Below are 20,584 nucleotides of genomic sequence, written 5' to 3' on the forward strand. Positions count from 1 at the left end.
TGGCGGATCGCAACGATAGTCTGGACCGATTATTGGACAGCCGCGATGCTCGTTGTTCGTGCACGAGCGTGCGTGCGCGCGCCGTCGACGGGACAGTCAAATGCGGCGTCAACTACAACAGAAAGACCTTCGCAGAAGGGGGAAGACATGAGCCTGTTCGGCGTGCCGCGCATTCAGGGAGCGAGTCGCTCGATCGAGCTCGACTTCATCCGGGGTCTCGCGATCATCGCGGTGATGGGATATCACTTCCATTCGTATCCCACGGGTAGCGCGTTTATCGCGGCGATCGAGTATCCGCTCAAGAGCTTCGGGCACGAAGGCGTGAATTTGTTCTTCACGCTGAGCGGCTATCTCGTCGGCGGATTGCTGCTCAAGCAATACGCGCAAGAGGAACGTATCGATGCGGGGCGCTTCATCGTGCGTCGGATCTTCAAGATCTGGCCTGCTTATTACGCGCTGATTCTGTTTCATGTGGTGGCGGGACGGCATCCGACCGATACCTTCCTCGTGCAGAATCTCACGCACATGCAGAACTTCTTTGGTTCGTCGATTGCACAGACCTGGAGTCTTGCCGTCGAAGAGCATTTCTATCTGTTCCTGCCGTTGCTTCTGATCGTGCTGGCGCGGTGGCGTGCGGATTTCAAGACGATTCTTGCCGTACTGGGATCGATCTGCGTGGTGGTGTTGGTTGCACGAAGTATCGCGGTTTATAACGGGCATCTCGAGGAGACCTTCTTCTATACGCAGTACCGCATCGACAGCTTGCTGTTCGGCGTGATGCTCGCGACCGTTCGTTGGCTCAAGCCGAATATCTATCGTTCGATTGCGGCGCAAAAGCACTTGCTGATCGCGATGGTCGTCGGCGTCGTGTTGTGGCTCGTCTTCGGAACGCGCAACGTGGCGCTCGATCAGAGTATCGGCTATACGATCCAGGCGATCGGATTCTGCGCGCTCATCGTGCTGACGCTCGAATATTCGAAGTCGACCAGGCAGAGCATGATTTATCGCGTGATCGGATGGATCGGGGTGTATTCATACGGCATCTATCTTTGGCATTCGCTGGCGCTGGCTCCGGGCGACATGCTCATTCGCCGGGCCGCGGCGCTGCATGTGCCGGCCATTCCCGCTTGGTTCGCAATCATGGGCGCGCAGTTCGCTATTGCCATCGTCGTGGGATACGTGACCACGCGCGCTGTCGAGTTTCCGTTCTTGAGGATTCGGGACGCGCTCTTTCCGGCGAAGCGGAAGGCGGAGGTGCCGGTTTCGGCGGTTGAGCCGCAGGCTTGATCGGCTTACGGGAGCAAGAAAAAAGAAGCCGCCTTTCGTGAGGAAAGGCGGCTTCTGTCGTTGATGCACCGCAAAACGCCATCAAACCGCCTGCCGCAACGTCTCCTTGAATTGCAGAAGCGTATTGCGCTCCAGCAGATGCCCCGATGCGAACGGCGCCACGCGTCGTGCGAGCACATCGTCGAGCGCCTGATTGATCGCAGCGGGCGAAAGCTCGTCGACCACAGGCCCAAGCTCTCCCGTGCGGCAGAACCATCCGATCAAGCCATCCGCCGTGGCAATCACCGGCTTGCCGAAGCGGAACGCCTGCACGAGCACGCCGCTCATGCCGTAGTGCCCTTTGTATCCGAGCCAGACGGCATCGCAGGCCGAGAAGAGATCCAGCTCCATCTCGGCGGGAATGAAGCGGTCGAACACCACGGGCACGGGCGCCTGCAACTTTGCGATTGCCGTTGCGAGCCGAGCGCGCACGTCTTCGTCCTGAGCGCCGGCAATGACGAGCGTCGGCGACTGCGCACTCGGGCGTTGCGCGAGCGCTTCGATCAGTTCGAAAAGGCCCTTGCGTTCGTTGATCGCACCGTAGACGAGCACATGCAGTCCATCGGACAAGCCGAGGCGCTGGCGAGCCGCTGAAGGCTCGGCGGCGCGTGCGTCGGGAAACGGATCGGCGAGATATTCGATCGAGGTCGTGTCGCGAGCGGCGGATACGTTGCGCTTCCACCAGTCCGGCAAGGTCGGGTCGATGGTCAGCAGCGTCTTCATGCCGCCCACGCGAATGGCGCGCGCAAAGAGTCTTCCCTTCACCGCATTCACGAGCGGCCGGCGCGGCGCGCGCACACCCACGAGATGATGATGAAAATTCGAACGCATCGTGATGCCGACCCACGGCGTCTTTCCGAACGGCGAGCGCAGGAACGGCAAAGCGAGCAGGAAGTAATCGACGTAAGGCACCACGACGAGCGCGATGGAACGCCCACGGCTCGCGGTATCGAAGAAATGCTTGAAGTCCTGATGCGCGCGCACGTAGCTGACCGAGTGCAGGCCGCGCCCATGACGCACGGGCGGCGCGACCATCATGACTTCGAGCGCATCGCCGCCTTGCTCCTGAATCTTCTTCACGAGCGGATGCGCCGCGTTGCCAGGCTCGGTCACGATGATGCAGCGATACCCCGCTTCCATGTAAGCGTTCGCGGCCCATTCGGCATAACGCCAGCGATGCCCGCTGAAATTGGGCTCGATGATGAGGACTTGATCTTTCGCCATTGATTTCACCGTTGCATCCGGCAGATGTGAACGCACATTGAGCGCGAGATGGCTCGCGCCACGCCATAACGCCGACGAAACCGACGTTAGCATCGCCACTGCGTACGCAACGGCCAAATTTCAGCGTTTTTCCGCGTACGCCCTGTGTGCGGGGACACGCTTTGAAATTCGTCAACCCGCATTGACACCCATTTCGGGCCGATTTCGACTACGCGTTGTCGTCCGCCGCAACCGCTGCCACGATACTTTTGGCACAGTCGCCTGAAGAAGAAGCGGCGTCACGCGCGCACCCGTCGTCCGGAATGGGAGCGTTGCGCGACGCGCAAGGTGGTCGAGCGCGCCAGGCCTCAAGCGCGAACGCCACGCCAACGAAATAACAGCAGCGCGGGGAATTCGAGTGAGATCTGTCCGGCTACCTTTCATACCGGCGCGCGGGCGTTTCCAGCAGGACGCCGCATTCTGGGTGCTTCTGCAGCAAGTGGTCGTGCGCGGCTTCGTCGCCGTCAAGTTTCTCGCCATCGGCCGGATTCTCGGACCCGAGGCAATCGGCGCGGTCAGCATCGCGCTGCTCGCGGTGGCTATCGCCGAATCCTTGTCCGATACCGGGCTCGCGCAAGCCGTCGTGCAAGGCCGCGATGCGCCCACGCACAACGAACTCGGCGCGGTGTGGTCCACGCTCGCGATGCGCGGCGTGCTCATCGGTCTCTTGCTCGCGGTGCTCGCGCCGTTCATGAGCAGCCAGTTCCATATGAGCGGCTCGATCGGGCTGATCCTGCTTGCAGCCGTGTTGCCGATCGTGCGCGGCGTGGCATCGCCCGCGTATTTCATCGTGACGCGGCAGCGCGGCTTCCAGAAGCTCGCGGGCGTCGAGTGTTCCGCGAGTTTCACGGATTGCGCCGTCGGCCTCATCTGCGCGCTCTCGGGCGCGGGCGCCTACTCGGTGCTGATCGGCCTCGTCGCCGGCGAGATACTCAAGACCACGCTCACCTGGAGCAGCATGTCGCCGCGTCCGCCGCTGCGCTTCTCGGTTGCGGGCATCTCGCATTACGTAGGTTTCAGCCGCTGGATCTGGGCGGGCAGCGTGGTCAATCTGCTGCTCAATCAGTTCGACAAGGTGGTCGTCGCCAAGCTGCTCGGGCCGATGCAACTGGGCGCGTATCAGATGTCGTCGAAGCTCGCGCAGATGCTCCTCGCCGATGCCGCCATCGCCATGTCGCAGTATCTGTTTCCGACATTCTCCGAGCATCACCGGCGCGATACGCAAGGCGCGCGCAAGCTCTTCACGCGTTATCTGCTGATCGCGGGCGTCGGGCTCACGGTGCTCGTGATCGTGCTGCGTCTGGCCGCCGAGCCGCTCTTCAATCTCGTGCTCGGACCGGCATGGCTTTCGGCTGTGCCGCTCTTCCGTATTTTCGTGATCAACATGGCGATCGGCGCGATCATCGCGGTGCTGGTGTCGTGGCTGCGCGCGGTCGGCATGCCTAAGGTGGCGACGCACGCGTCGATCGTGCAGGCCATCGTGCTGTGCGTGACCGTGCCCATCGCGACGCACCTGTGGGGCGTGACGGGTATTGCCTGGGCCATGACGCTCGGTCTCGGCGCCGCGGCGTCATGGATGCTGTTTCGTATCGTCAGGGAGGCTTGAATGCGCATAGTTCACCTCGTACTTGCACCGCGTCTGTCCGGCGCCGAAGTGCTCGCGAAAGATCTGGCGATTCATCAGCAAAAGGGCGGCGAGTCGGTGGCGGTGGCCTCACTCGTGCCGGCGCACGACGATTTCACGGCGCTCAAGGCGGAACTCGTCGCGAATGGCGTGGAGTGTCTGTTCCCGGAGCGCATGTACGGGCGCTTCGGCAAGCTGTGGAATCTGTATCGCACGATCAAGGACGCGCGCGCCGACGTGCTCTTCGCGCACGCGACCATTCCCGCGTTCTACGCGCGCATGCTGCCGCTCAACGTGCCGATCGTCTATGTGATGCACTCGGCTACCAACGACTTCGAGAGCGAAGCCTTCAGGCGCGTCGAGCGTTTGTTGTCGCGGCGGGCGCGCGCGGTGATCGCGGTGTCGCCGGCCAATATCGACGATTATGTGGACGCGGTGGGCCGTCATCCTTCGATGACGCTGATTCCGAATGGCGTCGACATGGCGCGCTTCGGCAAGCGTCCGGCCGGCAGCGTGACGAAGGAAGCGCAGATCGTGCAGATCGGCCGCTATACGTCGGTGAAGAACCAGCTTTCCACGGTGCATGCGTTTCAGCGCGTCGTCGAGAAAGTGCCGTCCGCGCGGCTCTTGTTGTGCGGCGTGATCGAAGATCCGGCGTATCACGCGGCGGTCGGCGATCTCATCGCCAAGCTCGGATTGTCGGATCGCGTGAGTCTGCAAGGTCCGCGTTCGGATGTCGCGGAACTGCTGTTCTCGTCGAACGTGTTCGCCATGCCGTCGCGTTCGGAAGGGCATAGCATCGCGTTTCTGGAGGCGCTCGCGTCCGGCGTGCCGGTGGTGGCGAGCACCATTCGGCCGTTCAGCTTCGCGGCGGATTTTCCGGGCGTGCATCTCTGCGATCCCGACGATATCGACGCTTATGCGGACGCGCTCGTGCGCGCGCTGACCGAGCCTCGCTCGCATCGTCCGCTTGGTGGGCTCACGCTCGCCGATACCGCCGCGCGATATCTCGCGGTGGCGCGTCAGGTCACGCAGGCGCTGCCGCGTGGGGCCGCGCCGGCTTGAGGTTTCATCGTTGATGGCTTGACGCAGCGGGCGTTCGTCGAGGCTTTGCGCCGGCGTGATGTTCGACCTGGCGCCGCGCCGAGGTTTTTTCACATCTTCTGCGTGCAAGCGGCCATTGCGCCGCTGTCCTTCCCTCCGAATCCGGAAGACGCGACCGCTTGCCGTTTCAGCTCGAACCGAACGCCTGCGCCGCGTCTTCGATCACGCGCGGCTTGTGGGCGCGCGCGATGGCGTAAAGCCGGTTCATATCCACTCCCGTCGATTCAACACTGGCGCACTCATAATTTTTCGCGTATCAATTGAGGGCTTGCGCCACGGTCGCTGTCCGGACCGCCATCGCCTCGATCCCTTCCAGGCTTCGGCAAGCACGCGCTTCGGATGCGGCGCTTTGCCGTTCGCATCACGTCCGCCGGTCACACAATCGCTTCACACTTCACTGCAGAAATCGCGCGCGTGCGTGATAGGCATCGCCATTGGCGCAGGCTGCAGCGCGGAAACCGCGCTTCTCCCAATTGTTGGATTTTCGAGGAGTTCCACACGATGAGCACGATCAAGACGAAAGACGGCACCTCCATCTATTACAAGGACTGGGGCAGCGGCAAGCCGGTGGTGTTCTCGCACGGCTGGCCGCTCGACGCCGATGCCTGGGACGCTCAAATGCTTTTCCTCGCGGGCAAGGGATACCGCGTGATCGCGCACGACCGTCGCGGACACGGTCGTTCGGATCAACCGTCGGAAGGCAACGACATGGACACTTATGCCGACGATCTCGCCGCGCTGCTCGACACGCTCGATATCACGGGCGCCACGCTCGTCGGCCACTCGACGGGCGGCGGCGAGGTCGCGCATTACATCGGCCGGCATGGCACGAAGCGCGTGGCCAAGGCCGTGCTGATCGGTGCGGTGCCGCCGCTCATGCTCAAGACCGAGGCAAATCCGGACGGCTTGCCGATCGACGTTTTCGACGGCATACGCCAGGGTGTGGCGGCGGATCGCTCGCAGTTCTATCAGGATCTGACGATGCCGTTCTACGGCTACAACCGCGAAGGCGCGAAGATTTCGCAGGGCGTGCGCGACCTCTTCTGGCTGCAGGGCATGCGCGGCGGCATCAAGGGGCATTACGAGTGCATCAAGCAGTTCTCGGAAGTGGACTACACGGCCGACCTCGAAAAGTTCGACGTGCCCACGCTCTTTCTGCATGGCGACGACGACCAGATCGTGCCCATCGGCGCGGCGGCGGAGAAGGCGTCGAAGATCGTGAAGAATGCGACGTTGAAGGTGTATCCGGGCGGCGCGCACGGCATGTGCACGGTCGAGGCGGATAAGGTGAATGCGGACTTGCTGGCTTTCGTCGAGAGTTAAACAGGCTTTGCGTGACTCGTTCTTGCAGGCGAGTCACGCGTTACGCGTTGGCCATTCGGATAAGGTGCGCAGGATAGATGTATCGTGGATGATAGACTCCAGACGACAGGATCGCGAAGGATGACGAAGTAATTGACGCGAGGGTTATTTTGTTGATGGAGGGCAGGATTATGCCAATAAGAACGGCGGAGTATCTATATTCGAAGTACTGGGATGGTCGGTTGCCGGTCGATCCGGAGGCCATCGCGCGGGCGGCAGGCGTAACGGTCAACTTCGATCCTGATATGGGCGAGGTTTTCGGGCGCTTCGAGAGAGTGGACGGCAAACCGCATATCTACATCAATTCGCGCGAGGGGAAACGGCGGCAGCGATTTTCAATTGCGCATGAACTTGGGCACTTCGCTCTCAGACATGGCAATTCCTTCGTCGATACGGCGAAGCAGTTCGTGGAAGTGCCGCGAAGATTGGTCGAGTTACAAGCCAATACTTTCGCGCTGGAGCTGCTCATCCCGGGTTTTGCGGTCGACATTCTTATCGACAAAAGGAATATCACGAGCATAAAAAAATTGAGCGAACAGTTTCATGTCGGCCAAGGCGCAATGACGATCAAGTTGGGGCAAATGGGATGGGTTTCATGAACGCAGAAGCTGGGTCGGCGAAAGTGCGAGACGAACGGGTCTATCTGGATACCGACGCTGAGGAGCTATCAGTGACAACGATAGTGCATCCGTATTTACTGAGAGAGCAGGTTGCCGACCGACGGCAATATCGAAGGTTCAGGCATTACACATTCATCGGTATGGCCGGATTGATCGCAGTTCTTCTCGTCATGCTAGCCGCGTGGATTATCACGTTCGGCTGGCGCATTTTCGGTTCTTCAGCCCGAAACTATTCATCGCATGTCGAGTTGTTGCTGGCGCCGCTTGTGGTGCTGGCTTCACTGGTCGCCGTGTCCATGCTGCCCATCGTCCGCCTGGTATTCCGGCAACTCGGAGACAAAGACGACAACAAGAACAGCGTCACCATCTGGCAAACGGTCATCAGCGAAATCGGCGATGCTCTAAAGGAGTATCTGGGTCGCAGCCCCAAATCCCCCGCCTGAAACCAAAACCGCCCGTGCAAGACACGGGCGGTTTAGAAAACATGATTCACTTGCGCACCACGTGCGGCCGTCGAAACACCATCCATCGCGGAACCTTGAATCGCACGATGCTGATGTACAGCCACACGTAAGTCGCCGCAAACACCATCACGAAACAGAACAAATGCAGCGTGTGCCGCCAGAACAACGTCGCGGGAATCACCGCAATCAGGCATAGCAGCCAGAGATAGGGCGAAGTCAGCGAATTGCGTCGCGTGAGTTCACGCGCATTCTGCACGCCGACCGCCCAGCGCATCAGCCGCTTGTAAACCAGCATATGCAGATGCACGCCATCCGGAATTCCCGGCGACATGCCGCGAATGAACTTCTTGCGGTAGATCGAGAAACACGTCTCGAAGATCGGGTACATGAAAAGCAGCACGGGATACCATGCCGAGACATCGCGGTTGCGCATCACGAGCAGGATGGACAGTTCGCCGAGCATGAAACCGACGAAGTACGCGCCGCCATCGCCGAGAAAGATCAGTCCCGCCGGAAAATTCCAGATGAAGAAGCCCATAACCGCGCCCATCATGATGAGCGAGCCCGACAGCACGACTGGATCGTGCACCTGAAACGCCACGTAGGCGAGCGAGGCGAACATCATGAACGTGACCATCGAAGCGAGGCCGTTGAAGCCGTCGATGATATTCACCGCGTTGGCGAGCGCCGCCACCGCGATCACCGTGACCGCGCAGGAAATGACCGCGTAGGAAAGCAGAAAGTCGAGCGGCGGCACGCTGATGCGCGTCACCGCGATATTCAGAACCGCATACGCGAGCCCGGCCGCCGCCATGGTGCAGACAAGCCGGATGAGCGGCGTCACGCGCTTGGTCATGTCTTCGATCAGGCCGGAGAGAAACGCCGGCATGCCGCACGCGATGATGCCGAGTATCCCGCCCGAAACGAGCGGGTAACTCCATCGCAATTGCACGGCCGATACCGTCAGTCCGCACAAAATGCCGACGCCGCCGATGCGCGGCACCGGTCGCGCATGAAACTTCTGCACGCCGGCAAGATCGGTGTCGCCCAGCACGCCTTCATGCAGGTGCGCGAACCGCACGATCAACAACGTCACCAGCAGCGACACCAGAAAAGCAAGCGCGAAACTAAGCATGAAATAGGACCGGTTGATACGAGTGAAGCAAGGCGCCGCGACGCCTCAGGCAAATCCTCGCGGATTTTGCGACTGCCAGCGCCAGTGATCCGCGCACATGCGCTCGATGCCATGTTCCGCGCGCCAGCCGATCAGCGCGAGCGCCGCGGCCGGGTCGGCGTAGCAAGCGGCGACGTCGCCCGGACGGCGCGGCACGAGTTCGTAAGGCACGGGCTTGCCCGACGCCGTTTCGAATGCCTTGACCACATCCAGCACGCTATAGCCTTGTCCCGTGCCGAGATTGACGACGAAACTTCGGTCGAGCGACTTCAGCGCATCGATTGCGGCAATATGCCCGCGCGCCAGATCGACCACGTGAATGTAATCGCGCACGCCGGTGCCGTCGGGCGTCTCGTAGTCGCTGCCGAACACGCGCAGGCGTTCCAGCTTGCCGACCGCCACTTGCGCCACGTAAGGCATCAGATTGTTCGGCACGCCCGCCGGATCTTCGCCGATGAGCCCGCTTTCATGCGCGCCGACCGGGTTGAAATAGCGCAGCGTCGCGATACGCCACGACGGATCGGACACTTCGAGATCGCGCAAAATTTGCTCGGCGATGAGCTTCGATTGCCCGTACGGATTGGTCGCGGACAGCGGAAAACTCTCGTCGATCGGCACGCTTTGCGGCACGCCGTACACCGTTGCCGACGAACTGAACACGAAGTTGCGCACGTTGCGCTCGCGCATCACGTTGAGCACGGCAAGCAGGCTGCCGATGTTGTTGCTGTAGTACTCGATCGGCTTCGCGACCGATTCGCCCACCGCCTTCAACGCGGCGAAGTGGATCGCGCCGGTGATCTCGTGCGCATCGAAAATTCGGCGAAGCGCGTCTTCGTCGCGCGCGTCTTCCTGATAAAACGCCACCGGCTTGCCCGCAATGCGCTCCACGCGCTTGAGCGACTCCGCGCGGCTGTTGACGAGATTGTCGATGACCACCACGCCGTAGCCCGCGCCGAGCAGTTCGACGCAGGTATGCGAGCCGATGAAGCCCGCGCCGCCTGTCACCAGAATCGTGCCTCGCGAGGTGGTTTGTGCCGTGTCCTGCGCCGCGTTCTCATGCGCCCCGTTGCCATTCATCGTGTGCTCCCCAGAAATCGAAATTCAGAGTGAAATGCCGGTTATGGCGTGTATTGTGCCCTTGTATCGTTCGACGACATTTTTTTCGTCGAATTCGCGGGTGACTTTCTCGCGGCCGCGTTGCGCCATTGCTTCGCGCTCGCTACGTGGCAGCGTCAGCATGCTTTCGAGTTGCGCAGTAAGGCTGTCCGCGCTCTTGACTTCGCAAAGCAGGCCGTTTTCGCCGTGCGCGACCACTTCGCGGCAGCCGGGCACGTCGGTCGCGACGATCGGACGGCCCATTGCGGAGGCTTCCATCAAGGTGCGCGGCACGCCTTCGCGATACGAAGGCAGCACGACGCAATCCGCCGCCGCGACGAGCGGCCGAACGTCGTTCGCTTCGCCCAGATATTCGACGATATTCTCACGCTCCCACGCTTCTACGTCCGTGCGGCCGATCGCGCTGGGATTATCGACGCCAACGGGCCCCAGCAACTGGAAACGCGCATGCGGATAGCGGCGCTTGAGCCGTCGCGCCGCTTCCACGTATTCGGCCACGCCCTTGTCCCACAAGAGCCGCCCGATCAGGATGAACACGAAGTCTTCGCGTTCGGGCAACGGCTCGAAGGCGAACTCGTCGAGATCGACGCCTTCGCCATGCAGACGGCGCGCGCGATCCGGATGCGCAAGCAGTTTTTCATCGTTGAAGGCGGCGAGATCGTCCTGATTCAGAAACCAGATCTCGCGCGGAAAACGGAACGCAAAGCGATAAAGCCGCTTGGCGATCTGCGCCGTGCGGCTTTTCTGGATGAACACGTAGCCGAGTCCCGTCGTCACCGCAATCGAAGGCACGCGCGCCAGCATGGCCGCAAGCGAGCCGTAGATATTCGGCTTGATCGTGTAGTGGAAAACGAGATGCGGACGCGTCGCGCGATATTCGCGATACAGCGCGACGAGCGTCTTCAGGTCCTGACGCGGGTCCGTGCCTTTGGACGCCACCGGCAATTCGACGCAGCGGCAGCCCATTGCCTCCAGCGGCTCGAACGTGCGGTCGCGCGGCGCGATGATCGTCACTTCGGCTCCGTTGTCCGTCAGCATGCGCAGCACGCCGCGCCGGTAGGTATAAATGGCCCATGCCGTGTTGCACACGAGGGCGATGCGAAGGCGCTGCGGTGGTTTCGTCATCCGGGAGTCGTTTTTTTACGGTTCGCCGTGCAAGGCGGAACACGCCGCGCGCTTGCGCTTGTGCACGGCCAACCGTAGCGCAAAATCAATCGAAAGCAATTCAACAATAAGTTCAGGGTGCAACTATTTCGTGGGCGTGGAAGGCCGCAGCAGTTTCGCCTTCAACGCCTTGAGCGCGCGATACGGCAGCAGCAGATGCGCAATGCTCTTGCCGATGCCCGCCCAGTCGAACACGTTGCCCGCCCGCAAGTAACGCCATTGCAGGCGCAGCGTTGACAGCGTCTGCGTGCGGCGTTTCGTGGCGCTGATGCCGTTCTCGTTCAGCTCGTAGTAGAGACCGAACGCCGGCAGATTCGCGCCGTCGTAGCGTGCAAGCAGACGCAGCAGCAGATCCAGGTCTTCCGCCGCGCGATAGTCCGCGCGATAGTTGCCGACCTCGCGCACCGCCTCGACACGCAGCATCAGCGAGGGATGCGCGAAGCACGAGCGCGCGAGCATCATGCGGCGGATTGTGTCCGGTTCGGTCGGCGGCGTGAGATCGAAGAGCGGCGCGCCGCCGGTGGCTACCACGTGCGTCCACATGCCGAGCGCGGCTACACGCGGATGCGCCTCGAGATACGCACGCTGCATCGCGAGCCGCCCGGGCGTCGCGAGATCGCCGCTGTCGATACGCGCCGCGTAGCGCAAACCGCGCGCGGCAAGCGCTTCGATGCCGGCCTGCAACGCGCGCTCGATCCCGCCGTTTTCCGGCAGTCGCAGAATCGCGATCCGCATGCCGTCGATGATCGGCGCGACGATGGGTGGCGTGCTGCCGTCATCGACGATCAGCACTTGCACGGGCGACGTTTCATCGAACGAGGCGAGCGTGCGTTCCAGGTCGGCCTGACCGTTGTACGCGGGAATGAGGACGGCAACATCGGAGAGAGCGTTCATGCTGACAGGCGCAAGCGTATGTAATAGAAATTCACCGACGCCGCCGCCAGATAACCCGCAGCCAGTCCGATCAACGCGCCGTAGCCTTCGAAGCGCGGAATGGCGAACGCATTCACCGCGAACGCGACGCCGAGCGCGAGCAGCCATTTCGCGAGCAGCACGTACTTCGCCTGAAATTTCAGGACCACGAGATTGCCGATTGCCTCGATGCCCGCCGGCACCGAAAGCCACACCGCCCAGCGGAAAATTTCCGTGGCGCCCGCATAGTTCGGCCCGAAGACTCGCGTGATGATGAAGCCCGCGAGGGCGTCGAGCACGGCGGCGCCGGCGACCATCAAAACGGCGGTCAGCGCGAAGAGGCGCCACAGATTGCGCTTTAGTTGCGCGGTGTCCGTCACGCGATAAACGAACGCCGGCGCGATGGTCTGCGCCAGCATCAGCGCAAGCGCGATCCAGTTCTCGTTCAATTGCTGCGCGGCGGAATAAAGCCCGAGTTCCGCGAACGATACGCGATGCGCGAGCATCAGCCGGTCGAGTTTCAGGAACAGATACATGCAGATGAGGCCGATCCAGAACACCGTACCCGCGCTCGCGAAGTGCCTGAAGAGCGCGCGGTCGAAGTGCCAGCCGAGCCTGCCGCCGTGCCGCCGCATGTAATACACGAGAAGCACGCCGCCTATCGCCGCCGCTTCCAGCGCCCACAGCCAGCCGAAACTCGCCGCGCTCATCGCCATGCGCACGAAGGCATAGACGAGCGCCGCCTTGACGATGGCCGTGAACATGCTCGCGATCAATTGCGGCTTGCTGTAGGTCATGCTCTGCAGCCACGCGTTAATCAAGCCGATGAACGGCTCGCGAAACAACATGGTGAGCGCAAGACCGGCGAGCATGGCGCCCACGAGCGGGTCGGTGAAGCCCGCCGCGATCCATGTCCAGGTCACGACGAGCGCAATCGCCGATACCGCGATGCGCAGCACGAAGGCGCTGCCGAGCACGACGCCCGTGCGCGCGGGTGGTTCCTTCACGATGGTCGGCACCAGAATTTCCGCGCCGCAGACCCACGTGATCGGCGCGATGACGAGCAAGAGCGTATTCGCGTACTGCCATTTGCCGAACGCGTCCGGGCCGAGATAGCGCGCGAGCAGCCCCGAAATGACGATGGCCACCGCAATCTGCGTCAGCCTTTCGAGCCCGAGCCAGACGATGTTGGCGAGCGCCCGCGCGACGTCCGGATTGCCCGAGCGCGTCAACGTCTTCATGCCGCGCGTACCGAGGCGTGGTCGGGCATGCCGTGTGCTAGCAAAACCTGACGGTCCGACGCTTTCTCGATTTTCGCCAGCTTCGTGACAAACGTTCGCCGCAACGGAAAATAGTTTTGTGTGGTGGCGCGCGAAGGCGCCTCATTCCCGGGCATCGAGGCGAAAGAGCGATTAGGCATTGGATTAGAATGAGCGCGCGAGGCTTTACCGCGACGCGCAGCATGAAAACGTGGAAAGCGCTGAAAGACAGCGATTATAAGTGCGAACCGAAGCTCGATCCTCGAAGCCGCGGTCGCGACGCGCAAGCACACTTGCAGGCAGAATTCGAACCGTCATCTGGCATGCGCTTGCATGCCGGCGCGTTTTACATCGATCACGTTTCGACCTGCACGCCCTCATGGCTGCATCGCCGAGAATCCATCAATCAAACGAGAAGAGGTAGCCATCTTATGACCCAGGTATCCCAATCCATTTTCAAGGCCTACGACATCCGCGGCATCGTCGGCAAGACGGTCGACAAGGACGTCGCGAAGAATATCGGCCAAGCGTTCGGCAGCGAGATCCGCAAGCAGGGCGGCGATTCCGTCGTCGTTGCGCGCGATGGCCGTCTGTCCGGCCCGGAACTCGTCGGCGCGCTCGCGGACGGCCTGCGCGCGGCAGGCGTCGATGTCATCGATATCGGCATGGTGCCGACGCCCGTCGGCTACTTCGCCGCGAGCGTGCCGCTGCCCTTGCCCGAGGGCGAGCGGCGCGTGGATTCGTGCATCGTCGTGACGGGCAGCCACAATCCGCCCGACTACAACGGCTTCAAGATGGTGCTGCGCGGCGCGGCCATCTACGGCGAGCAGATTCAGAGCCTGTATCAGCGGATCGTCAACGACGACTTCGAAACGGGCGAAGGCAGCTACACCGAGTTCGACGTCCAGCAGATCTACCTCGACCGAATCCTGTCCGATGTGAAGCCGGTGCGCGGCATGAAGATCGTCATCGATGCAGGCAACGGCGTCGCGGGCGGTCTCGCGCCGCGTCTGTTCAAGGCGCTCGGTTGCGAGCTGGTCGAACTCTTTACGGACATCGACGGCAACTTCCCGAACCATCACCCGGACCCGGCGCATGCCGAGAATCTGCAGGACGTCATGAAGGCGCTAAAGGAAACGGATGCCGAGATCGGCTTCGCATTCGATGGCGACGGCGACCGTCTCGGCGTGGTGACGAAGGACGGCCAGATGATCTATCCGGATCGCCAGCTGATGTTGTTTGCGCAGGAAGTGCTGTCGCGCAACAAGGGCGGCCAGATCATTTATGACGTGAAGTGCACGCGCAATCTCGCAAAATGGGTGCGCGAGCAGGGCGGCGAGCCGGTCATGTGGAAGACGGGCCACTCGCTCGTGAAGGCGAAGCTGCGCGAAACCGGCGCGCCGCTCGCGGGCGAAATGAGCGGTCACGTGTTCTTCAAGGACCGCTGGTACGGCTTCGACGACGGCCTTTACACGGGCGCGCGACTCCTCGAAATCCTTTCGCGCGTGGACGACCCGAGCAAGCTGCTCAACGACCTGCCGAACTCGCTGTCGACGCCTGAACTGCAGATCAAACTGGAAGAAGGCGAAAACTTCGAACTGATCGGACGCTTGCAGAAGTCGGCGAAGTTCGAAGGCGCGGACGATGTGCTGACCATCGACGGATTGCGTGTCGAATATCCGGATGGTTTCGGTCTCGCGCGTTCGTCGAACACGACGCCGGTCGTGGTGATGCGTTTCGAGGCGGACACCGAAGAGGCGTTGAAGCGCATTCAGGAAGATTTCCGCCGCGTGATCCTGGCGGAGAAGCCGGACGCGAAGCTGCCGTTCTGATTTGGACGGAGTGGGTCTAGATGGTTGGGAAGCGGCGCGGTTGGGCAAACCGCGCCGTTTTTCATTGGGGATAAAACTCTGCCGAAAGAATCTGCTCGGTCGACCAGGGCAGTTCTTCCGGGAACGCATCTAGTCCTTGTTCTTCGGCGGCTTTCGAAGCGGCATCGGCCCACGTTCCGGTGAGCCAGCCCGAGTCGCGCAACGAAGTGTTCAGACTCGGCGTCTTTTGCAGCGCGACGCCGACGCCGCGGCGCTGTTCCTTGATCGTACGCTGCCAACTCGAGCCACGACGTCCCGGTTGGTATTGCCACTTGAGAAGATGCGCAAGCAGCACGGCCATACGGCTGGAAAGCTCGCGTTGTTCGCTCTTGCCGACGTCCTCGATTTCCTCTGCGATAGGTTCCACATCGATGGCCGAGAACTTACCGGCCCGCAGCAACTCGGCTTGTTCCCGCGCCCACGCCACCACGTCCTGTTCGTAACGCGTTCCCATCGCAACTCCCTTTGTGATCGGATATCCGGTACAGCTTGCCCGGTGATCGTCAAGTTACCGGCTTTTTGGCGCCCTTAAATCGCTTCAGGAGACAGCGAGCGCCGCCGCGCGCACAACCCGCGCTAAAATCCCGTTTCCCCATCTCCATTCACCGCGAGAATCGCCCGAACGCGAATCCGCGCCTGTCCCAATCAGCGTGCAAAAGATCCTGATCGTTCGCGTGTCGTCGCTTGGCGACGTCGTTCACAACATGCCGGTCATCGCCGACATTCGCCGCCGTTATCCCGATGCGCGGATCGACTGGCTCGTCGAGGAAAGTTTCGCGAGTCTCGTCGAACTCGTCGATGGCGTGCATCGCGCGATCCCGTTTTCGCTGCGGCGCTGGCGCAAGAGTTTCGCGTCGCCCGCGAACTGGCGCGAGATCGGCAAGTTCAAGCGCCAGCTCGCCGCCGAGAAGTACGATCTCGTGATCGACTGTCAAGGGCTCATCAAGACCGCGTGGGTCGCGAGCTGGGCGCGCGGGCCGCTCGTCGGCCTGGCGAATCGCACGGAAGGCGCGGGCTTCGAATGGCCCGTGCGCTTTTTCTACGACCGCCGCGTGCCGATCGAGCCGCGCACGCATGTGGTCGAACGCACGCGCCAGCTCGTGGCCGCCGCGCTCGATCTGCCGCGTCCGCAGCCCACCGACGATATCGACTTCGGCATCGATACGCGCCGTGCAACGCTCGCCATTTCAGAGCTCGGGCTGAATCTGCCGGTGCCTTATGTCGTGTTCGTGCACGCCACCTCGCGCGCCGACAAACAATGGCCCGAAGCCGCGTGGATCGAGCTCGGACAGGCGCTCGTCACGCGCGGTGCATCGATCGTGCTGCCGTGGGGCAACGAAGCCGAACGCGCGACGAGCGAGAAACTCGCGAAGGAATTCGGCGCGGCTGCCATCGTGCCGCCGAAGCTCTCGCTGCCCGCGGTCGTCGGGCTGATCGATGGCGCGGCCGCGACCGTTGGCGTCGATACCGGGCTGGTTCATATCGCGGCGGCGCTGAAGCGTCCGACCGTCGAGTTGTACAATTTCTCGACCGCCTGGCGCACCGGCGGCTACTGGTCGCCGAAGGTCGTCAATCTTGGCGACGCGAGCCGGCATCCCACGTTGTCCGAAGTCAAGGCAGCGCTCGCGGGCTTCGGTCTCTTGTAGCGTGCCGTGATAGCGTGCCCGTCGCGCATTACGTTTCCAGGCGCCAAGCAACTCAAGGTCGAAGGCACATGACGGAATCTCAAATCATCGAAGTCGCTTCGTGCGATTGGCACGGCAAAAATCTTTCCGTACCGCGCGAAACGCTGCTCGCCGGCGTCGAAAACGGCAAAGTCCTCTATTTTCCCAATCTGCGGTTCGAGATTGCGGGCGGCGAACAGGCGCTGCTCGACCCGCGCATTGCAGACCCGAAGCGCAAGAACATCAGCCTCGCGCCCAACGGCGGCGCGCTTGCTGGCGTGCTCGGCGACAACGTGATGCAGTCGGCGGTGCGCTCGCTCATCGCGCGCTATCAGACGAACGCGCGCTCCCTGGTGGATGGCCTCTTCCCCGAATACGACGGCAAGTTGCGCGTCGCGCCAACCAGCTTGCGGCTGCATCAGGTGGAAACGCGCGAGACATCCTGGCGCAAGGACGACAGCCGTCTTCACGTCGATGCCTTTCCGTCGCGGCCGAATTACGGCGAACGCATTCTGCGCGTCTTCACCAACGTGAACCCGCAAGGCGCGCCGCGTGTGTGGCGCGTGGGCGAGCCGTTCGAGGACATGGCGAAGCGCTTCCTGCCGAACATCAAGGCGCAGACGCCGGGCGCGGCGTGGCTCATGAAGCTGCTGCACATCACGAAGTCGAAGCGCAGCGAATACGACCACCTGATGCTGCATCTGCACGACGCGATGAAAGCCGATCTCGATTATCAAAAGGTTTCGCCGCAAGTGACGATGCCGTTTCCGCCCGGCTCGGTATGGGTCTGTTTCTCCGACCAGACGTCGCACGCGGTGATGTCCGGCCAGTTCATGATGGAGCAGACGTTCTTTTTGCCCGTCAAGTCGATGGCGCGGCCTGAGCGCGCGCCGCTCGGCATTCTCGAACGTCTCAAGGGCAGGGCGCTCGTTTGAACGGCGCAGCTATCGGAGCCGGCGCGCCGCCTGCCTCGGCGGTGCTGATGAGGCTCGTGTATCGCGCGGCGTGGTGGCTCGTCGCGCCGCTTGCCGTGCTGCGTCTATTTATTCGTTCACGCAAGGAGCGCGGTTATCGCGAGCATATTGCCGAGCGCTTCGGTCGCGGTCCCGCACGCCGCGCCGACGATCTCGCGCCGCTCGTCTGGGTGCATGCGGTGTCCGTGGGCGAGACGCGCGCGGCGCAACCGCTCATCGAAGCGTTGCTCAAGACGCATCCCGAAGCGCGGCTGCTCATTACGCACATGACGCCAAGCGGCCGCGCGACCGGCGAGCAGCTTTATGGCGATCGCGTCATGCGCGCTTATCTTCCCTACGACTCGCCGCGTTTCGTGCGGCGTTTTCTGCGTGCTTGGCGGCCGTCGCTCGGCATCGTGATGGAGACGGAAGTGTGGCCGACGCTCATCGACGAATGCAAGCACGCGGACGTGCCGCTCGTGCTGACGAACGCGCGCATGTCGGAGCGTTCGTTCAAGCGCGCGGCGCGTTTCGGGCGCGCGGTGCGCGAAGTGTTCGGCGGCTTTTCTCGCGTGCTGGCGCAGACGCCTTCGGATGCCGAGCGGCTCATCGCGCTCGGCGCGCGCAATGTCGCGGTGCTCGGCAACCTGAAGTTCGACATGAGCGCGCCGCCTGAACTCGTCGCACGCGGACAGGCCTGGCGCGCAGCCATCGGCAATCGGCCGGTGTGGGTGGCGGCAAGCACGCGCGAAGGCGAGGAAACTTTGGTGCTGCGCGCGTTCGCCGCGCTGAACGTGCCCGATGCGTTGCTGATTCTCGTGCCGCGCCATCCGCAACGGTTCGATGAAGTATCGGCGATGATCGCGGCCGCCGGCATGAAGAGCGCGCGCCGTTCAGTGTGGGCGCCAAAGGCCGTGGCGGCGGGATCGGGCGCGGACGTGTCAGAGCCGTTGCCATCGAATGTGCAGGTTCTGCTCGGCGATTCCATGGGCGAACTCGGCGCGTACTACGCGGCGTCGGATCTGGCGTTTATTGGCGGGAGTTTGTTGCCGCTTGGCGGGCAGAATCTGATCGAGGCGTGCGCGGCGGGCGTGCCGGTGCTGATCGGACCGCATACCTTCAACTTCACGCAGGCGACCAACGATGCCATCGCGGCGGGCGCGGCGTTGCGCGTGCAAGACCCGCAGGAACTCGCGCGCGGCCTGCGCGAGTTGTTCACCGACAAGCCGCAGCGTCTCGCGATGAGCGCGGCGGCCGCGGCGTTCGCGGCGCGGCATCGCGGGGCGACGGAGCGCACGGTGTCTATTCTGGGTGCGTTGCTGGACGAGGAGAGTGACGCGGAGCGTTGAGCCAGCGGCGACGACTCAGCGTGCCAGCAAGGCCGCAACGCATCGCGCGAAGCGTTCGTTGCTCGCCGCGATGCCGTATTCCTCCGCGCGTTCCAGCGCGCGCGCCTGCATGTCGGCGCATAACGTGTCGTCGGTCAAGACGCGGCGCAGCGCATTGGCCAATTCATCCACGGATTCCACCGGAACCAGCAGACCGAAGCGCCCATCGCCGAGAATCTCGCGCGGGCCGGTCGGGCAATCGCTCGCGACCACTGGCTTACCGAGCGCGAGCGCTTCGAGCAGCACCATCGGCATGCCTTCGTAGCGCGAACTCAGCACCTGCAGGCGCGCGCGGGCGACGAGCGCATGCGGATTGTTTCGATACCCCATGAAATGCACGCGCGCCGCGATCCCCAGTTCGTTGGCGAGACCTTCGAGTTCGCGGCGAAACGCGCCGTCGCCGACGATCACGAGATGTTCGACGATCTGCCCGTCGCGCACGAGTTCGGCATAAGCGCGCAACAGCGTGCGATGATCCTTTTGAATTTCGTCGAGCCGCGCGACGGAGACGATATACGGCGCGTCGCACGGCGCTGCTTCGCTGATCTGTCCGTTCTGCCGAATGCGCTCGATATCGATGGCGTTCGGCAACACGAAGATCCGCTTCAGCCCGCTGCCGAACATGGCGCGCGCTTCCGCCGCCATGTGATCGTTGAGCGCCGCGACGCCGTCGTAGCGCGCGAACTGCTCGGCAAGCCGGCGTTGTCGGCGCGGACGGCTGGCAAGCCTCGCGTCGAAGCTGAAATGATTCACGCCGAGCCACGCTATGTCGAACTGACCCGCAAGCCGGCGCAGCGACATGTCGTAATCGACGATCAGCGCATGCTGGCGCGCGAGCGTTTCTACACGACGCTTCACATAGGGCCGCACGACGAGCGTATTGAAGACATCGCGGCCAACGCGCCCGAGTTTGCCCAGGCGCTTCGCGTAGCGCCGCGCCTGAAAGGTGTTGAGCCACGGCTTTTCCGCGAGGATTTCGATCTTCACGTCCGACGGCACCAGCGCGCGAAAGCGGTTTTCGAACGCGGGCGACGGGTGCATGACGGACAACGTGACGGCGAAGCGCGTGCGGTCGAAGACGCGCAGCCATTGAATCAGCGAGGACTCGATACCGCCATCGCCGAAGTCCACGATGTGGAAGAGGACGGGGACGGGCGTGGAATCGATTCCGGTTTGGCCTGGAAAAGGGTTCGTGGACGGTTGTTCGGACAAAGCAGCAGTGGGCATCATGTATCACGCTCGCAATTTCGGCGCAGGCGAACGTGAGGATCGAGGAAGCCGGTATGCTACCGCACGGGGTGTGGCGATGCAGAAAGCCGC

General features: G+C 62.5%; 18 protein-coding genes and 1 pseudogene. 10 read left to right on the top strand and 9 right to left on the bottom strand.

All coding sequences use genetic code 11. From position 1 onward, the window contains the following. The first annotated feature begins 147 nt into the window (after positions 1-147). Positions 148-1,287 carry an acyltransferase family protein gene (locus ACYQ47_RS25155; RefSeq protein ID WP_459907451.1) on the top strand — a complete coding sequence of 380 codons (1,140 nt, stop codon included), beginning with the start codon at positions 148-150 and terminating at the stop codon, positions 1,285-1,287. An 81-nt stretch (positions 1,288-1,368) separates the two neighbouring features. Here ACYQ47_RS25155 and ACYQ47_RS25160 read toward each other — a convergent pair whose 3' ends face one another. Then, positions 1,369-2,550 carry a glycosyltransferase gene (locus ACYQ47_RS25160; protein WP_459909306.1) on the bottom strand — a complete coding sequence of 394 codons (1,182 nt, stop codon included), beginning with the start codon at positions 2,548-2,550 and terminating at the stop codon, positions 1,369-1,371. Positions 2,551-2,947: 397 nt separating this feature from the next. Here ACYQ47_RS25160 and ACYQ47_RS25165 point away from each other — a divergent pair, with 397 nt between their 5' ends. Together ACYQ47_RS25165 and ACYQ47_RS25170 are read left to right on the top strand one after the other, a co-directional pair. Continuing rightward, positions 2,948-4,195, top strand: a complete 1,248-nt coding sequence (locus ACYQ47_RS25165; protein ID WP_244826027.1) for an oligosaccharide flippase family protein — start codon at positions 2,948-2,950, stop codon at positions 4,193-4,195. Then, positions 4,196-5,278, top strand: coding sequence for a glycosyltransferase family 4 protein (locus tag ACYQ47_RS25170; protein ID WP_459907453.1), 1,083 nt, complete (start codon positions 4,196-4,198; stop codon positions 5,276-5,278). It begins immediately after the preceding gene. Positions 5,279-5,447: 169 nt separating this feature from the next. Here the strand turns inward: ACYQ47_RS25170 and ACYQ47_RS25175 are convergent. Next, positions 5,448-5,531: pseudogene (locus ACYQ47_RS25175) on the bottom strand (DegT/DnrJ/EryC1/StrS family aminotransferase); the annotation flags it as partial. 287 nt (positions 5,532-5,818) lie between these two features. Between ACYQ47_RS25175 and ACYQ47_RS25180 the strand changes: the two are divergent. From ACYQ47_RS25180 to ACYQ47_RS25190, 3 genes are all read left to right on the top strand, one after another. After that, positions 5,819-6,640, top strand: coding sequence for an alpha/beta fold hydrolase (locus ACYQ47_RS25180; RefSeq protein ID WP_459907455.1), 822 nt, complete (start codon positions 5,819-5,821; stop codon positions 6,638-6,640). 170 nt (positions 6,641-6,810) lie between these two features. Then, a complete protein-coding gene (locus ACYQ47_RS25185) occupies positions 6,811-7,278 on the top strand; it encodes an ImmA/IrrE family metallo-endopeptidase (RefSeq protein ID WP_309962614.1) in 468 nt (155 codons plus the stop codon). Beyond that, a complete protein-coding gene (locus ACYQ47_RS25190; RefSeq protein WP_250526153.1) occupies positions 7,275-7,742 on the top strand; it encodes a hypothetical protein in 468 nt (155 codons plus the stop codon). Before ACYQ47_RS25185 ends, ACYQ47_RS25190 begins: the two co-directional genes overlap by 4 nt. Before the next feature lie 46 nt (positions 7,743-7,788). On the opposite strand, the gene ACYQ47_RS25195 is transcribed toward ACYQ47_RS25190, so the two are convergent. From ACYQ47_RS25195 to ACYQ47_RS25215, 5 genes are all read right to left on the bottom strand, one after another. Further along, positions 7,789-8,898, bottom strand: coding sequence for an MraY family glycosyltransferase (locus ACYQ47_RS25195; RefSeq protein ID WP_244826018.1), 1,110 nt, complete (start codon positions 8,896-8,898; stop codon positions 7,789-7,791). 45 nt (positions 8,899-8,943) lie between these two features. Then, complete coding sequence (gene galE, locus ACYQ47_RS25200) at positions 8,944-10,014, bottom strand: UDP-glucose 4-epimerase GalE (protein WP_459907458.1); 1,071 nt, start codon at positions 10,012-10,014, stop codon at positions 8,944-8,946. A gap of 24 nt (positions 10,015-10,038) precedes the next feature. Continuing rightward, entirely contained in the window at positions 10,039-11,178 is a 1,140-nt protein-coding gene (locus ACYQ47_RS25205) for a glycosyltransferase family 4 protein (RefSeq protein WP_459907460.1), read from the bottom strand. A gap of 123 nt (positions 11,179-11,301) precedes the next feature. Continuing rightward, positions 11,302-12,111, bottom strand: coding sequence for a glycosyltransferase (locus ACYQ47_RS25210; protein ID WP_250509389.1), 810 nt, complete (start codon positions 12,109-12,111; stop codon positions 11,302-11,304). Then, positions 12,108-13,370, bottom strand: a complete 1,263-nt coding sequence (locus ACYQ47_RS25215) for an oligosaccharide flippase family protein (protein WP_459907463.1) — start codon at positions 13,368-13,370, stop codon at positions 12,108-12,110. The genes ACYQ47_RS25210 and ACYQ47_RS25215 overlap by 4 nt, the downstream gene beginning before the upstream one ends. 449 nt (positions 13,371-13,819) lie before the next feature. Here ACYQ47_RS25215 and ACYQ47_RS25220 point away from each other — a divergent pair, with 449 nt between their 5' ends. Continuing rightward, complete coding sequence (locus tag ACYQ47_RS25220; protein ID WP_244826013.1) at positions 13,820-15,220, top strand: phosphomannomutase/phosphoglucomutase; 1,401 nt, start codon at positions 13,820-13,822, stop codon at positions 15,218-15,220. A 61-nt stretch (positions 15,221-15,281) separates the two neighbouring features. Here the strand turns inward: ACYQ47_RS25220 and ACYQ47_RS25225 are convergent, their stop codons facing one another. After that, positions 15,282-15,713 carry a DUF29 domain-containing protein gene (locus ACYQ47_RS25225; protein WP_459907465.1) on the bottom strand — a complete coding sequence of 144 codons (432 nt, stop codon included), beginning with the start codon at positions 15,711-15,713 and terminating at the stop codon, positions 15,282-15,284. A 196-nt stretch (positions 15,714-15,909) separates the two neighbouring features. Here ACYQ47_RS25225 and waaC point away from each other — a divergent pair, with 196 nt between their 5' ends. The 3 genes from waaC (at position 15,910) to waaA (ending at position 19,225) form a co-directional block, all read left to right on the top strand. Beyond that, on the top strand, positions 15,910-16,905 hold the full coding sequence (gene waaC, locus ACYQ47_RS25230; protein ID WP_250526150.1) for a lipopolysaccharide heptosyltransferase I: 996 nt from the start codon (positions 15,910-15,912) through the stop codon (positions 16,903-16,905). Positions 16,906-16,973: 68 nt separating this feature from the next. Further along, on the top strand, positions 16,974-17,858 hold the full coding sequence (locus ACYQ47_RS25235) for a Kdo hydroxylase family protein (RefSeq protein ID WP_244826009.1): 885 nt from the start codon (positions 16,974-16,976) through the stop codon (positions 17,856-17,858). Between the two features lie 44 nt (positions 17,859-17,902). Beyond that, positions 17,903-19,225 carry a lipid IV(A) 3-deoxy-D-manno-octulosonic acid transferase gene (waaA, locus tag ACYQ47_RS25240; RefSeq protein WP_459909308.1) on the top strand — a complete coding sequence of 441 codons (1,323 nt, stop codon included), beginning with the start codon at positions 17,903-17,905 and terminating at the stop codon, positions 19,223-19,225. Between the two features lie 15 nt (positions 19,226-19,240). On the opposite strand, the gene ACYQ47_RS25245 is transcribed toward waaA, so the two are convergent. Beyond that, complete coding sequence (locus ACYQ47_RS25245; protein WP_459909310.1) at positions 19,241-20,491, bottom strand: glycosyltransferase; 1,251 nt, start codon at positions 20,489-20,491, stop codon at positions 19,241-19,243. Between the last annotated feature and the right edge of the window lie 93 nt (positions 20,492-20,584).

The sequence above is a fragment of the Caballeronia sp. HLA56 genome, from assembly GCF_054655155.1.